This window comes from Allobosea sp. RAF48, from assembly GCF_052114025.1.
In the GTDB taxonomy this organism is placed as follows: domain Bacteria; phylum Pseudomonadota; class Alphaproteobacteria; order Rhizobiales; family Beijerinckiaceae; genus Allobosea.
Genome location: NZ_JBFRDZ010000001.1, coordinates 687,748 through 701,004 on the forward strand (window position 1 = coordinate 687,748; position 13,257 = coordinate 701,004).

Here is a 13,257-nt window from a genome sequence, read left to right on the forward strand (position 1 = left end):
CTTTAAGACGGGCCGGTAACGGCCCGTCTTCCATTTCAGCAACAACTCTTAACCTGGACGGTTCAGTCTGGGACAAATCGGTGCAAGCAACGGCTATGCACCCGCCTGCGAGGGGTAGTAGTGCAGATTTACCTGCCGATCGCCGAGCTTCCGATCAGCGTGCTGATGGTGCTTGGCCTGAGCGGCGCGGTCGGTTTCATCTCCGGCCTGTTCGGCGTCGGCGGCGGCTTCCTGCTCACCCCCCTCCTGATCTTCCTCGACATCCCGCCTGCGGTGGCGGTCGCAACCGTGGCGGCGCAGGTCGCCGGCTCGTCGATGACCGGCGTGCTGACCTATTTCCGGCGCAGGGCCCTCGATCTCAAGCTTGGCGGCGTCCTGGTCAGCGGCGGCATCGTCGGCACGGTGCTCGGCGTCTTGTTCTTCAACACCATGCGCCGGCTCGGCCAGCTCGAGCTCGTCATCACGCTCTCCTATGTGACACTGTTCTCGATCATCGGCGGGCTGATGCTCTACGACGCGCTGCGCGCGATGCTGCGCGTGCGCGCCGGCAAGCCGGCACGGCTGAAGCGGCGCGGCGGCATGCATCCCTGGTGGATGGGCCTGCCCTTCCGTCAGCGCTTCTATCGCTCCGGCCTCTATTGCAGCGTGCTGCCGATCGCCCTGCTCGCCATCGTCATAGGCTTCATCGGCGCCGTTCTCGGCGTCGGCGGCGGCTTCATCCTGGTGCCGGGGCTGATCTACTTCTTCCGGATTCCACCGGCCGTGGTGGTCGGCACCTCGCTCTTCCAGATTCTGGTGACGATGACGGGCGCGACAATTCTGCACGCGGTCACCAACCAGTCGGTCGATCTCATCCTCGCCACGCTGCTGCTGGTCGGCGGCGTCATCGGCGCGCAGTTCGGCGGCCGGGCGGCGCGCAACCTCAACGTCGAATCCTTCCGGCTGCTGCTGGCGCTGCTGATCCTCTCGGTCGGCCTGCGCTTCGCCATCGAGCTCTTCATTCCGCCGACCGAACGCTTCTCTGTGGTCGTGCCGGAGAGCGCGCGATGATGCGGTTCCTCGCCTTCTTCGCCGCCCTGTGGATCGGCCTCGCCACGGGGACGGCCCGGGCCGAGACGCTGATCGCGGCGATGTCGAGCCACCAGATCCAGATCACCTCGAACTACACCGGCAGCCAGCTGACGGTCTTCGGCCTGGTCGAGCGCGACGGCCGCACGGTCGCGCGCGGCGATCCCTATGACATCATCGTCACCGTCCGCGGCCCCCGGCGCATGCTGCTGGTCCGTGAGAAGGAGCGCCTCGGTCCGATCTGGATCAACCGGTCGCAGCGCCGCTTCCCGGACAATCCGGTCTTCCTGCACGTCGCCAGCAACAGGCCGATCTCGGAGATGATGAGCCCCGAAACGGCGCGGCGCGGCCGCATCGGCCTCGCCAATGCCGAGCTGCCGCAGGGAAATTGGGTCGATCTCGACCCGAACTCCATCCGCTTCCGCGAAAGCCTGGTGCGGATCATGCAGGCCAAGGATCTCTACGGCTACGAGGAGCGCGGCGTCACCTTCCTGTCGAACAGCCTGTTCAGCGCGCCGATCGACATCGCCGCCACGGCGCCGACCGGCTCCTACAGCGTCGACATCGTGCTCTATTCCGGCGGGGTCCCTCTGGCGCGCCAGCAGACCAATTTCGAGGTGATCAAGACCGGCATCGAGCAGCGGCTCGCCTCCGCCGCCTATGACTGGTCGTTTCTGTACGGTCTCGCGACCGTGCTGCTGGCGCTCTTCCTCGGCTGGGGGGCGAGCGTGATCTTCCGGCGCGACTGAGACGCCCCGTCGAGCTCAGCCCAGCAAGCCGGCATAGGGCAGGAAGGGTACGGTGCTGCCCTCCTCCAGCTGCTCCAGTTCCTCAGCCAGTACGACGAGCCCATCCGATTGCGCGAGCGAGGCGAGCGACGCCGCCCCCTCGCCGGGATGCTTGCGCGCGATTACGGCACCATCGTCCCGCCGTTCGAGCGTAACGCGCAGGAACTCCCTGCGCCCGGCCTTTTTCCGATGATGGAAGCCGGCCTTGGCGGGGAAGACAACCGGTGCTTCGGCCGTCGCCCCGGCAAGGCGCGCCAGCAGCGGCCAAGCGACGAACACAAACCCGACGAAAACCGCGACCGGATTGCCCGGCAAGCCGATGAAGGGCGTGCCGGCCGCCTCGCCGATCGCGATCGGCTTGCCCGGCTTGATCGCGACGCGCCAGAGGTCGAGCGAACCGCAGGCCGAGAGCGCAGCCTTGACGTGATCCGCGTCCCCCACGGAGACACCGCCCGAGGTGACGATGAGGTCGCAGGCGCCGGCGGCCTCGCGCAGATGCCGCTCCAGATCAGTGGGTTCATCACGCAGAATGCCGAGATCGACGACGTCGGCGCCGGCCCGCGCCAACAGGGCACGCAGCATCGCCCGGTTGGCATCGTAGATCGCCGCCGGTTTCAGGGGGCGCCCCGGCTCGGTCAGTTCGTCGCCCGTCGAGAACAGCGCAACGCGCGGACGATGCCTGACCCGGACCCGCTCCAGCCCCAGGGCGGCGAGCAGCCCGAGATCCCGCGGCCGCAGGCGCCGGCCCGCTGGAAGAACCTCCTGACCGCGGGCGACATCCTCCCCCGCCCGGCGCAGATTGGCGCCAAGCCTCGACTGGGACGGCAGGATGACCTCGTCGCCACTCAGCGTGACATCCTCCTGCATCACCACCGTGTCGGCCCCGTCGGGCACAGGAGCGCCGGTGAAGATGCGCCAGGCACCGCGCCCGAGCGTACCGACCGGATCGCCAGCCGCCGTTCGGCCGAGGACCGGCAGGCGGGTCTCGGCACCGGGCCGGAGATCGGCGAAGCGGACGGCATAACCATCGACGGCGGAATTCGCGAAGGGCGGCAAATCAACGCGTGCGACCACGGCCTCCGCCAGCACACGCCCATCCGCCTCGACGAGCGGCAGTTCAAGCACACCCGGCACCGGCGCGACGCGGGCAGCCGCGCGGGCTCCCGCTTCGTCGAGGGAGATCAGCCCGATATCCGTCCCGGCTCCGCCCGGCCTACCCGTCACGGCACTCGTCCTTTCCGGACCTGCGCCCGCATCGCCGCCCCTGGCGCGCTCCGCTGCACCTTCATCCTCGCCGGAACGAGGCCGGTCAAGCATGCGGCATGGCGCGCGGTTGCTCCCACCCGAGCAGCCGTCCTATGAAGCAGCGACGACAACGGCCCGGTGGGCGCGAGACCATGGACACCATTCCGCTCGATCTGCGCGGCCTGAAATGCCCTCTTCCGGTGCTGCGCGTGCGCAAGGCTCTGAGCGCGGTGCAGGCCGGCACGCTGCTCGTCGTGCAATGCACCGACCCGATGGCGGCGATCGACCTGCCCAACCTCGCACGCGAAACCGGCGACGTCATCGAGCGGCAAGGGGATGCGGACGGCGCCATCGTCTTCCATATCCGCAAGGCGGCCTGACGGCCGCGCCAGCGAACGGAGTTCAACGACGTGACCGTCTCCCAAGCCGATGTCCTGCGCGCTCTCGAACTGGTGAAATTGCCGGCGAGCGGGCAATCGCTCGCCGCCTCCGGCCGCATCGGCGATATCCTGGTCGATGGCGGCAAGGTGATCTTCGCGATCGGCATCGACCCGACCGAGGCCACCGCGATGGAGCCGGTGCGCAAGGCTGCGGAAAGCGCCGTCGGCGGCCTGCCAGGCGTGACGCAGGTGCTCGTCGGGCTGACTGCCGACAAGGCGCCGCCCTCGGCCGGCATGCAGGCCCGCCAGCAGGCGCAGCGACCCGGCCCCGGCGGCGCACCCAAGCCCAGCGGCGTGCCGGGCGTTAAGCAGATCATCGCTGTCGCCAGCGGCAAGGGCGGCGTCGGGAAATCGACCACCGCGGCCAATCTCGCCGTGGCGCTCTCGACGCTCGGCCTCAAGGTCGGCGTGCTCGATTCCGACATTTACGGCCCGTCCATGCCGAAGATCTTCGGCATCACCGGCAAGCCGCAGATCGTCTCGGGGCGGACTCTGGCGCCGATGGAGGCCTATGGGCTCAAGGTGATGTCGATCGGCTTCCTCGTCGACGAGGAGACGCCGATGATCTGGCGCGGGCCGATGGTGATCTCGGCGATCACGCAGATGCTGCGCGAGGTCGCCTGGGGCGAGCTCGACGTCCTCGTCGTCGACATGCCGCCCGGCACCGGCGATGCGCAGCTCACCATGGCGCAGCAGGTGCCGCTTGCCGGCGCCGTCATCGTCTCGACGCCGCAGGACCTCGCTTTGCTCGATGCGCGCCGCGGCGTCGCCATGTTCAGGAAGGTCGCGGTGCCGATCCTCGGCCTCGTCGAGAACATGAGCTATTTCATCTGTCCGGAATGCGGGCATCAATCCGACATCTTCGCCCATGGCGGGGCGCGGCACGAGGCTGAGCGGCTGCATATCCCCTTCCTCGGCGAGATCCCCCTGGCCATGCCGATCCGCGAAACCTCGGACGGAGGCCGGCCGATCGTCGCCAGCGATCCGCAGAGCCCGCATGCCAAGGCCTATGTCGCGCTGGCGCGGCAGGTTCAGGCCGGCCTCGGCGGAGCCTCCAGAGCAGCGCCGCGCATCGTCATCGAGTAACAAGATCGGCCCGAGACGCCCATACGCTCGCGCTTGACAGCACATTACGCATGTTCTCTTTTTGTTCTTTTGCATAAGGAGAAATGGCGATGGCTGTTCAGCGTGCCCGGCATATCGGCATTGGCATCGATCGCCCGGTGGAGCAGGTTTATGCCTTCCTGGCCGAGCCGGAGAACTTCCCGCAATGGACGGAGGGACTCGGCCACAGCTTCGTCCATGTCGAAGGCATGACCTGGCGCGCCGAAACCCCGATGGGATCGATGCGCATCCTGTTCAGCGAGCCGAACCGTCACGGCGTGCTCGACCATGCGGTGATCTCCGAACACGGCCCGGCCATGCACAATCCGATGCGTGTGGTGCCCAATGACGACGGCGCCGAGGTCGTCTTCACGCTGTTTCAGCGCGACGGCATGTCCGACGACGAGATGGCGGCCGATGCGGGCATGGTGGCGCGGGATCTCGCGGCGCTGAAGGCCTTGCTGGAACGCTGACGGCCGCCGCGATGGCTAGGCCGATAATCCGGCGAGACGCTGCGCCTCGCCTAGGTCGTTCGGCGTGTTGACGTTGAAGAAGGGATCGACAGGTTCCGCAGCCCATTCCGCGACGGCGACGCCATGCTCCTGCGTCCAACGGCTGATCTTCCGCTCGCCGGCTGCCAGTGCCTGCCGCAAATCCTGCCGCAGCGAGACCGGCCAGAGGCCGATGGCATGATGCGCCTGCCGGGCCGAGGCGGCGCAGGCCAACGGAAGCTGGGCCGCGATCCGCGCTTCATGCAGACGCTGGACGAGATCGTTCGGAATGAAGGGCGTATCGGCCGGGACGCTCAGCAGCCATGCCGTTTCCGGCCGGTGCTCGGCCAGCCAATCAAGCCCGGCGAGGATGCCGGCAAGCGGACCGGCGAAGTCCGGCACCGTATCGGCGACAACCGGCAACCCGAAGAGTGCAAAGCGCGCCGGATCGCCATTGGCGTTGAGGACAAGGCCGTCGCACTGCTCGCGAAGCCGCTCGATCACATGGGCGAGGATCGGTCTACCGGCGAGCTGCTTGAGCGGCTTGTCGCCGCCGCCCATGCGACGGGCGAGGCCGCCCGCAAGAACGAGGCCGAGCGTTGGAGGCGGCATCGCGACCCTCATGCCAGCGAGCCGAGAAGCTGTGTCACGGCAGCGTCAGGCCGCAAGCCGGGTCGCCTCACCGACCCAGCGCTCCACCGCCGCCATGTGGGCGTCCAGTTCAACCCACTCGTCTCCGGCGAAATCGCGCCAGGCCGGCAGGAAATCACGGCGCACCGCGATCAGCACGGGCAGGCCCGCCATCACGGTATTCGCGATCTCCTCGCGCAGCCCCTCGCCCAGAGCCTCCTGCTTGCCAAACTTGTTGACCATGACGAGATCGACGCGCTCTGCCAGCGCACCGGCGAAAACCGCCGCGGCCGCGGCGAGGCCGGCTGCATCGAGATGGCAGCCCGCGGCACCCGCGCCGAGATCCTGGCTGATCGGGAAGCGATGGCCGCTGCCGAGATCTTCCAGCGACATCGCCATGCAGCGATCGTCGCAGGCGGCATCATTATGCTGAACCACGCCGCCAAGCCGGAGGCCGCGCCGCTTCAACTGCGTGGCCACGCCCTGCATGAAGGCGTCGATCGGGAAACCGCTCGTATAGGGAATGGCAGCCAGCATGGTCATGCGGGATTCCTCTCACGAACGCTCCCCTCGCGCCAGAGGCACCGGCAGCGCAGGTTTATTCTCCGCATGAGAGATGCCGCGACAGTGTTGCGCCGCACCTACAGTCGTGCGCCCGTACTCTCGCTAGGGTGGCATCGGTTCGTTTCGGGCAACCGGGCGGGCCGCCGCCCGTTACCCCGCCGGAACGCATGATCCGCCACAACGCTCAAGCTCCGCTCGACCCGGCCACCGATGCCGCGCTGCTGCTGCGGCGCATCGGCTTCGGCACGCTCGCGCTCGTCCTGCCGCTGGCCGCATTGGTCTCACGCCGCGCCGCGGTCGTCCTCGTGCCGATCGGCATCGCATTGCTGATCATTGCGATGCTGATCGAGGAACCCGCCAAATTCGTCGGCTCCCTCAAGGAGTCCGTTTTCAGCCGACCGGGACTGATCCTGCTCGGCCTCGTCGCCTGGGCGCTGCTCTCGCTGGTCTGGAGCCCCTTCCCCACATCGGCCGCCGAAAAGGCCGGAAACCTGATGCTCGCCGTCGTGCTCGGCTTCGCCGGCCTGTCGGCACTTCCGGAGCGGATGCGCTCCTCGAATCTCAACCTTTCCCCCCTCGGCACCGGCACCGCCGGTATGTTCGCGCTCGGACTGATCATCATCGCGGCCCTGCGGCACGCGGAAACACCGCCCGGCGCTGTCGAGCGCGGCGTCTCGATCATCCTGATCACCGCCTGGCCGGCTCTCGCCTGGCTCCTCTCGCGCGAGCGCGGGATGAGCGCCCTCGGGCTCGCCCTCGTCGTGGCACTGCTGGCACTGACGCGGTTCGACGACGGCGAAACCGTCGCGATGCTCTTTGGCGCAGTCGCCTTCGGCGCCGTCACCGCCAGCCGCCAGCGCGCTGCGCAGGTGATCGCCACCATCGTCGCCGGGCTGATGCTGTTCGCCCCCGTCCTGCCCTTCCTGCTCGCGCCGTTGGTTTCGGCGTTGCCGGACAGCGCCGACGATTTCGCGCAGATGCTCTCGATCTGGGCCGACGTCATTCGGCAGTCGCCGATCGAACTCGTCACCGGGCACGGGCTCGACACCGTGGTTCGCGACCAACTCAGGGGCATGTTGCCGCAGCCGGCGCCCGCCACTCTGCTGTTCGAGACCTGGTACGAGCTGGGTCTCGTCGGCGCCGCCGCCGCTGCCGCTTGCCTGTATTTCGCCATCCGCGCCGCCGGCCGCATGCCGGGCGCGCTCGCGGCCGGCGGCGTCGGCGCCTTCACCACCGCTTTCGCGCTCGCGGTTTTCGGCTTCGCGCCACTGCTGCCGTGGTGGCTGATGACGTTGACCGCCGTGGTGCTCCTGTTCGGCGCCATCGCCCGCGGCCAGTACCGCACCGACAGGCCCGCCGTGCCGCTGCCGATGCGCTCGACCGGCCGCTCGCGCCCCAAGGCGGGCGAGCCGCCGGCGGACTGACGTCTCCCCCGTGCCGGATATCGGCGAGGAGGCGTAGCGCGCCTCCCCGGTGCTTGACGGCCTTGCGCCTGACGCGCTCTCGTGCGGCCTAGAAGCCCGCCGCGCAGCGGGCAGAGGACAGAAGGCACCCATGCCGTTCGACGTCACCCTTACCGATATCCAGGCCGCAGCCGGGCGCATCGCCGGCAAGGTCCGCCGCACGCCGACCTATTACAGCGCCGGCCTGTCCGAGCGGTTGGGGGTCGAGACCTGGGTGAAGCTCGAAGGCCTGCAGCTCGGCGGCTCCTTCAAGGTGCGCGGCTGCTTCAACAAGCTGATGGGCCTGAGCGAAGCCGAATTGAAGCGCGGCGTCGTCACCGTCTCTGGCGGGAATCATGCCATCGCGGTATCGCTCGTCGCCCGCGCCATGGGTGCCCGCGCCCTCGTCCTGATGCCCAAGGCGACGCCCGCGCTCAATATCCATCTGACGCAGCAGGCGGGTGGAGAGGTCGAACTCTGCGACGATTCGATCGCCGCCTTTGCCAAGGCCGAGGACTATGCCGCGCAGGGAATGGTCCATGTCCATTCCTATGACGACCCGGCGATCATTGCCGGCCATGGTACGCTCGGCCTGGAACTCGCCGCCGATGCCGGAGGGCGGCTCGACCATGTCTTCATCTCGATCGGGGGCGGCGGCTTCTCGGCCGGGGTCGGCGCGGCGCTGAAGGGGCTCGACCCAGCCGTGCGGCTGCACGGCGTCGAGACCGAGGGCGCAACGACGATGACGCAGGCGCTTGCGGCCGGCCAGCCGGTTCCGATCCGCCCCACCTCGATCGCGCGCACGCTGGGCGCGCCCTTCGCGACGGAGCGCACCATCGCGGCTGCCCGGCAGTTCCTTGAGGAAATCCTCGTGGTGCCGGATGCGGAGGCCGTTCGCGAACTGGTCTGGGTGCTGCAGAACGAGCGCGTGCTGGTGGAGCCCGCCGCGGCCTGCGTGGTCGCGGCTGCCATGACGCGCAGGGAGGCCTTCGGGTCCGGCGAACGCGTCTGCCTCGTGCTCTGCGGATCGAACGTGGCTCTGGACGACATCGCCCGCTGGCGCGGCGAATTCGCGATCTAGCCTCGGCGACGGCGCGGCTCTAGAAACCGCGCATGAGCGACCATTCCGTTCCGACACTGCGGACCCAACGCCTTACATTGCGGCCGATGGCGAAGTCGGATTTTCCCGCCTATGCCGCGTTTCTGGCGTCGCCTCGCTCGACGGGAGTGGGCGGCCCCTATTCGACGCGGCAGGCCTGGGGGATCTTCTGCCACGACATCGCCTGCTGGCCGCTGTTCGGGCACGGCGCGCTGATGATCGAGCTTCAGTCGACCGGTGCCTGCATCGGGCAGGTCGGCATCAATGACGGCCCGCTCTTCCCCGAGAAGGAACTCGGCTGGCTGCTCTATGACGGCCAGGAGGGCCATGGCTATGCCAGCGAGGCTGCCCGTGCCTTGCGGGATTGGGCGACACGGAACCTGAAGCTTTCCAGCTTGGTGAGCTATGTGGCGCCGGGCAACACCGCATCGATCGCGGTGGCGGAACGCCTCGGAGCGGTGTGCGATACGCGCGCCGATAGACCCGATCCGAACGATCTGGTCTATCGGCATCCGCTCAACATCACCGCCCGCTGAGGGCGACGGAAGGCTCGATCAGTTGCTGTTACGCGCTAGCCTGGCATAGCGGCTGCGCTTGCTGGCATAAGCGTAGCGGCTGCGCTTTTGGCCGTACCAGGAGATCTCGCGCTCGCCCACGTCGGCATGAACGAGGCCGTTCGAATAGGTGCCGACGCCGCCGACATTGGCGAGCGCACGCGCGGCGGCCGCAGCCTTGCGCGGCGAGGCCGCCAGCGGCCGGAAGTCGACCGCCTTGCCGCTGTAGTGCTGCGAGTGCCGCGCATGGCGGCCGCCGCAGGTCGAGGTGATCTGGATCGGACCGATCTTGGCGACGAGTTCGGCGATCATCGCCTTCGTCTCGGACTTCAGGCAGCCCAGGCCTTTGACCTGCGGCTGAAAGGAGATTTTCTCAGGAGCGATGTCAGCCAGAGCGACTGAAGGCAAGAAACCAAAAACAAACGCAAGCAACGACAAGCGACGCATCATCTACCAGACATGTAAGGGGAAACGAAAAGGATCAGGCCAGATATTCTCGATGGCCTGAGCGAAGGACGCCTCCGCTATTCGTCAAGGAAGGCCAAATCATGGCTGCGGCCTTTCCGGACTATTTCACAGACGTAATCCAGATCGCTCACTGCCTTTGGTCAAGGCGGCGTTCATCTTCCCGGCCTGCCCGCCATTCCGCCAAAGCCAACCCCCTGCGCGCTGCCGGCTTGGACAGGTGGGCCGGGGCTGGGCTAGCGTGCCGTACGGCACCCGCTTTCTGCGCGGTCGCCCCATGTCATCTCAGAGGATACGATGCCCAAAACCGACCTCATCGCGGCGCTGACCCCCGAAATCACCGCGATCCGCCGCGACATCCATCGCCACCCCGAACTGATGTACGACGTTCACCGGACCGCGGGTCTCGTGGCCGAAAAGCTCAGGGAATGGGGCGTCGACGAGGTGGTGACGGGCATCGGCCAGACCGGCGTCGTCGGCATCATCAAGGGCAAGGGCCAGGATTCCGGCAAGGTGATCGCCATGCGCGCCGACATGGACGCGCTGCCGATCCATGAGGAGACCAATCTCGAACATCGCTCGACCATTCCCGGCAAGATGCACGCCTGCGGCCATGACGGCCACACCGCCATGCTGCTGGGCGCCGCGAAGTATCTGACCCAGACCCGCGACTTCGACGGCACCGCCGTGCTGATCTTCCAGCCCGCCGAAGAAGGTGGCGCCGGCGCCAAGGCGATGATCGATGACGGACTCATCACCCGCTTCGGCATCCAGGAAGTCTACGGCATGCACAACAAGCCGGGCATCCCGGTCGGCCGCTTCGAGATCGCCAAGGGGCCGGCCATGGCCGCCGCCGACCGCATCCACATCAAGATCGAAGGCAAGGGCGGACATGCGGCGGCGCCGCACAACGTCAACGACCCGATCGTCGCCTCCTGCGCGCTGGTCAGCGCTCTGCAGACTGTCGCCTCGCGCAATGCCGACCCGCTCGAGTCGATCGTCGTCTCCGTGACCGCACTCAATGCCGGCGAGGCCTTCAACGTCATTCCGCAGACCGCGGAGATCAAGGGCTCTGTCCGCACGCTGACGCCGAAGATTCGCGAGCTTGCGCAGAAGCGCATCACTGAGATCGTCGACGGCGTGATGAAGGCCTTCGGCATGAAGTACGAGCTGGAATACCATCTCGGCTATCCCGTCACCTTCAACCATGCCGGCCAGACCGACTTCGTCACCAGCGTGACCAAGGAAATCTTCGGCTCGGAAGCGATCAAGACCGATATCCCGCCAACCATGGGCTCGGAAGACTTCTCCTATATGCTGGAGGAGCGCCCGGGCGCCTTTATCAACATCGGCAACGGCGACTCGGCGGGCCTGCATCATCCGGCCTATGAGTTCAACGACGCGGCGATCCCCGTCGGCGTGAACTACTGGACGAGCCTCATCGAGATCGCCATGCCGCCGCGCGCGGCCTGACGACCACGCGATGAGCGACATCGATTGCCTGGTGATCGGGGCCGGCGTCGTCGGCCTCGCGGTAGCCCGCGAACTGGCGCTCGCCGGGCGCGAGGTCGTCATCGCCGAAGCGGCCGAAGGCATCGGCACCCAGACCTCGGCGCGCAACTCCGAGGTCATCCACGCCGGGATCTACTATCCGCCCGGCTCGCTGAAGGCGCGCGTCTGCGTCGAAGGCCGCAAGAAGCTCTACCGCTATCTGGAAGGGCGCGGCCTGCCGCACAAGGCCTGCGGCAAGCTGATCGTCGCCACCTCCGAAGCACAGAAACCGGCGCTGGAAACGATCATGGCCCGCGCCCAGGCCTCGGGCGTCGACTCGCTGCGCTGGCTCTCCGGCGCCGAGGCGAAGGCGATGGAGCCGGAGGTGCGCTGCGAGATCGCCCTTCTCTCGCCCGAGACCGGAGTGGTCGACAGCCATGCACTGATGCTCTCGCTGCTTGGCGAGTGCGAGGCGGCCGGCGGTTCGCTCGCGCTCAACACGCCGATCACCGGCTGGCGGCACGGGGCGGACGGGTTCAGCGTCGATTTCGGCGGCGCCGATCCTGCGACCTACACTGTCCGCACGGTGGTCAATTCGGCCGGGCACGGTGCGCCAAGGCTGCTCGGCCTGCTCGCGGACTTCCCCGCCGAGCATGTGCCGGTGCAGCACTACGCGAAGGGCAACTATTTCGCCCTGACCGGCAAACAGCCCTTCAGCCACCTCGTCTATCCGGTACCGGAAGCCGCTGGCCTCGGTATCCACGCCACGATCGACATGGGCGGGCGCGTCAAATTCGGGCCCGATGTCGAATGGGTTGAAAGCGATCAGGATCTGGTCGTCGATCCGGCGCGCGCGGAGAAGTTCTACGCCGCGATCCGAACCTACTGGCCAGCCCTTCCTGACGGTGCACTGGTCGCCGACTACGCCGGCATCCGGCCGAAGCTGCACGGTCCGACCGAGCCGATGCCGGACTTCCGTATCGACGGGCCGGAAGTCCATGGCGTCGCCGAGCTGGTCAATCTGCTCGGCATCGAAAGTCCGGGCCTGACGAGCTCGCTCGCGATCGCGGAGATGGTGCGGGAGAAACTGGCGTAGGGCGCGTCATGCTCGGGCTTGCCCCGAGCATCTCATGCCGAAAGAGGCTGCGGCGCCGTATCCTGCCAGAGATTCTCGGGCCTGCGCTTCGCTCCGCCCGAGAATGACGCACGGCCTACGCGCGTGAGGCGAAGTCAGGCACGCGCCTTCAGGAAGGCTTCCTTCGCCTCGCGCGCCAGCGTGGTGATGCGGTTCCAGTCGCCGGCCGCAATCGCGTCGGCCGGAACGAGCCAGGAGCCGCCGACGCAGATCACCTGCGGCAAGGCGAGGTAGTCGCCGAGGTTCTTCAGGCCGACGCCGCCGGTGGGGCAGAAGCTCATCTGCGGGAACGGACCGGAGAGCGCCTTCAGCGCCGGCGGCCCGCCCGCCTGCTCGGCGGGGAAGAACTTGGCGGTGTTGCGCCCGGCCGCGACGGCCCGCATGCAGTCCGACGCCGTGGCAACGCCCGGCAACCAGGGCAGGCCCGCCTTGCGCAGCGCCTCATCGACGCTCTCGCTGAAACCGGGGCTGACCACGGCCTGGGCGCCTGCGTCCTTGACCTGCGCGACCTGAGCGGGCGTAACCACCGTACCGGCCACGGGGAGCGCCTTCGGCACTGATTTCGCGATGGCTGCGAGCGCTTCCATCGCAGCCGGGCGGCGCAGTGTGACCTCGACGACATCAACACCGCCAGCGACGAGCGCATGGGCGAGATCGACCGCGCGCGAGGCATCCTCGATCACGACGACGGGGATCACGCCGCAGCTCTTCAGCCGGGCAATCGCGACAGTCTCGTCCATG

General features: G+C 67.8%; 15 protein-coding genes. 10 read left to right on the forward strand and 5 right to left on the reverse strand.

Going from position 1 to position 13,257, the window contains the following annotated elements; all coding sequences use genetic code 11:
- Nucleotides 1-120: 120 nt before the first annotated feature.
- Together AB4Z10_RS03290 and AB4Z10_RS03295 are read left to right on the forward strand one after the other, a co-directional pair.
- Nucleotides 121-1,050, forward strand: a complete 930-nt coding sequence (locus AB4Z10_RS03290; protein ID WP_441468921.1) for a sulfite exporter TauE/SafE family protein — start codon at nucleotides 121-123, stop codon at nucleotides 1,048-1,050.
- Entirely contained in the window at nucleotides 1,047-1,817 is a 771-nt protein-coding gene (locus AB4Z10_RS03295; RefSeq protein ID WP_441468922.1) for a TIGR02186 family protein, read from the forward strand. Before AB4Z10_RS03290 ends, AB4Z10_RS03295 begins: the two co-directional genes overlap by 4 nt.
- A gap of 15 nt (nucleotides 1,818-1,832) precedes the next feature.
- On the opposite strand, the gene AB4Z10_RS03300 is transcribed toward AB4Z10_RS03295, so the two are convergent.
- Nucleotides 1,833-3,080 carry a molybdopterin molybdotransferase MoeA gene (locus AB4Z10_RS03300; protein ID WP_441468923.1) on the reverse strand — a complete coding sequence of 416 codons (1,248 nt, stop codon included), beginning with the start codon at nucleotides 3,078-3,080 and terminating at the stop codon, nucleotides 1,833-1,835.
- 173 nt (nucleotides 3,081-3,253) lie between these two features.
- Between AB4Z10_RS03300 and AB4Z10_RS03305 the strand changes: the two genes are divergently transcribed.
- The 3 genes from AB4Z10_RS03305 to AB4Z10_RS03315 all read left to right on the forward strand — a co-directional run bounded on the left by AB4Z10_RS03305 (nucleotide 3,254) and on the right by AB4Z10_RS03315 (nucleotide 5,118).
- A complete protein-coding gene (locus AB4Z10_RS03305) occupies nucleotides 3,254-3,481 on the forward strand; it encodes a sulfurtransferase TusA family protein (RefSeq protein ID WP_441468924.1) in 228 nt (75 codons plus the stop codon).
- Between the two features lie 30 nt (nucleotides 3,482-3,511).
- Nucleotides 3,512-4,627 carry an Mrp/NBP35 family ATP-binding protein gene (locus tag AB4Z10_RS03310; protein WP_441468925.1) on the forward strand — a complete coding sequence of 372 codons (1,116 nt, stop codon included), beginning with the start codon at nucleotides 3,512-3,514 and terminating at the stop codon, nucleotides 4,625-4,627.
- An 89-nt stretch (nucleotides 4,628-4,716) separates the two neighbouring features.
- Nucleotides 4,717-5,118, forward strand: a complete 402-nt coding sequence (locus tag AB4Z10_RS03315) for an SRPBCC domain-containing protein (RefSeq protein WP_441468926.1) — start codon at nucleotides 4,717-4,719, stop codon at nucleotides 5,116-5,118.
- A 15-nt stretch (nucleotides 5,119-5,133) separates the two neighbouring features.
- On the opposite strand, the gene mobA is transcribed toward AB4Z10_RS03315, so the two are convergent.
- Together mobA and AB4Z10_RS03325 are read right to left on the reverse strand one after the other, a co-directional pair.
- Nucleotides 5,134-5,748, reverse strand: a complete 615-nt coding sequence (gene mobA, locus AB4Z10_RS03320; protein ID WP_441468927.1) for a molybdenum cofactor guanylyltransferase MobA — start codon at nucleotides 5,746-5,748, stop codon at nucleotides 5,134-5,136.
- A gap of 45 nt (nucleotides 5,749-5,793) precedes the next feature.
- Nucleotides 5,794-6,309: a DUF2478 domain-containing protein gene (locus tag AB4Z10_RS03325; RefSeq protein ID WP_441468928.1), complete on the reverse strand. Its 516-nt coding sequence runs from the start codon at nucleotides 6,307-6,309 to the stop codon at nucleotides 5,794-5,796.
- Between the two features lie 188 nt (nucleotides 6,310-6,497).
- Here AB4Z10_RS03325 and AB4Z10_RS03330 point away from each other — a divergent pair, with 188 nt between their 5' ends.
- From AB4Z10_RS03330 to AB4Z10_RS03340, 3 genes are all read left to right on the forward strand, one after another.
- On the forward strand, nucleotides 6,498-7,754 hold the full coding sequence (locus AB4Z10_RS03330; RefSeq protein WP_441468929.1) for a peptide ABC transporter permease: 1,257 nt from the start codon (nucleotides 6,498-6,500) through the stop codon (nucleotides 7,752-7,754).
- A gap of 130 nt (nucleotides 7,755-7,884) precedes the next feature.
- Nucleotides 7,885-8,853, forward strand: a complete 969-nt coding sequence (locus AB4Z10_RS03335; RefSeq protein ID WP_441468930.1) for a threonine ammonia-lyase — start codon at nucleotides 7,885-7,887, stop codon at nucleotides 8,851-8,853.
- Between the two features lie 32 nt (nucleotides 8,854-8,885).
- Nucleotides 8,886-9,407 (forward strand): GNAT family N-acetyltransferase, encoded by a 522-nt coding sequence (locus AB4Z10_RS03340; RefSeq protein ID WP_441468931.1) that lies wholly within the window; start codon nucleotides 8,886-8,888, stop codon nucleotides 9,405-9,407.
- An 18-nt stretch (nucleotides 9,408-9,425) separates the two neighbouring features.
- Here AB4Z10_RS03340 and AB4Z10_RS03345 read toward each other — a convergent pair whose 3' ends face one another.
- A complete protein-coding gene (locus AB4Z10_RS03345) occupies nucleotides 9,426-9,737 on the reverse strand; it encodes a hypothetical protein (RefSeq protein WP_441468932.1) in 312 nt (103 codons plus the stop codon).
- A 450-nt stretch (nucleotides 9,738-10,187) separates the two neighbouring features.
- Here AB4Z10_RS03345 and AB4Z10_RS03350 point away from each other — a divergent pair, with 450 nt between their 5' ends.
- Both AB4Z10_RS03350 and AB4Z10_RS03355 read left to right on the forward strand, forming a co-directional pair.
- A complete protein-coding gene (locus tag AB4Z10_RS03350; RefSeq protein WP_441468933.1) occupies nucleotides 10,188-11,363 on the forward strand; it encodes a M20 aminoacylase family protein in 1,176 nt (391 codons plus the stop codon).
- A 10-nt stretch (nucleotides 11,364-11,373) separates the two neighbouring features.
- Nucleotides 11,374-12,477 (forward strand): NAD(P)/FAD-dependent oxidoreductase, encoded by a 1,104-nt coding sequence (locus AB4Z10_RS03355; RefSeq protein WP_441468934.1) that lies wholly within the window; start codon nucleotides 11,374-11,376, stop codon nucleotides 12,475-12,477.
- Nucleotides 12,478-12,611: 134 nt separating this feature from the next.
- Here the strand turns inward: AB4Z10_RS03355 and eda are convergent, their stop codons facing one another.
- Complete coding sequence (gene eda, locus AB4Z10_RS03360; RefSeq protein WP_441468935.1) at nucleotides 12,612-13,256, reverse strand: bifunctional 4-hydroxy-2-oxoglutarate aldolase/2-dehydro-3-deoxy-phosphogluconate aldolase; 645 nt, start codon at nucleotides 13,254-13,256, stop codon at nucleotides 12,612-12,614.
- Nucleotide 13,257 lies beyond the last annotated feature (1 nt).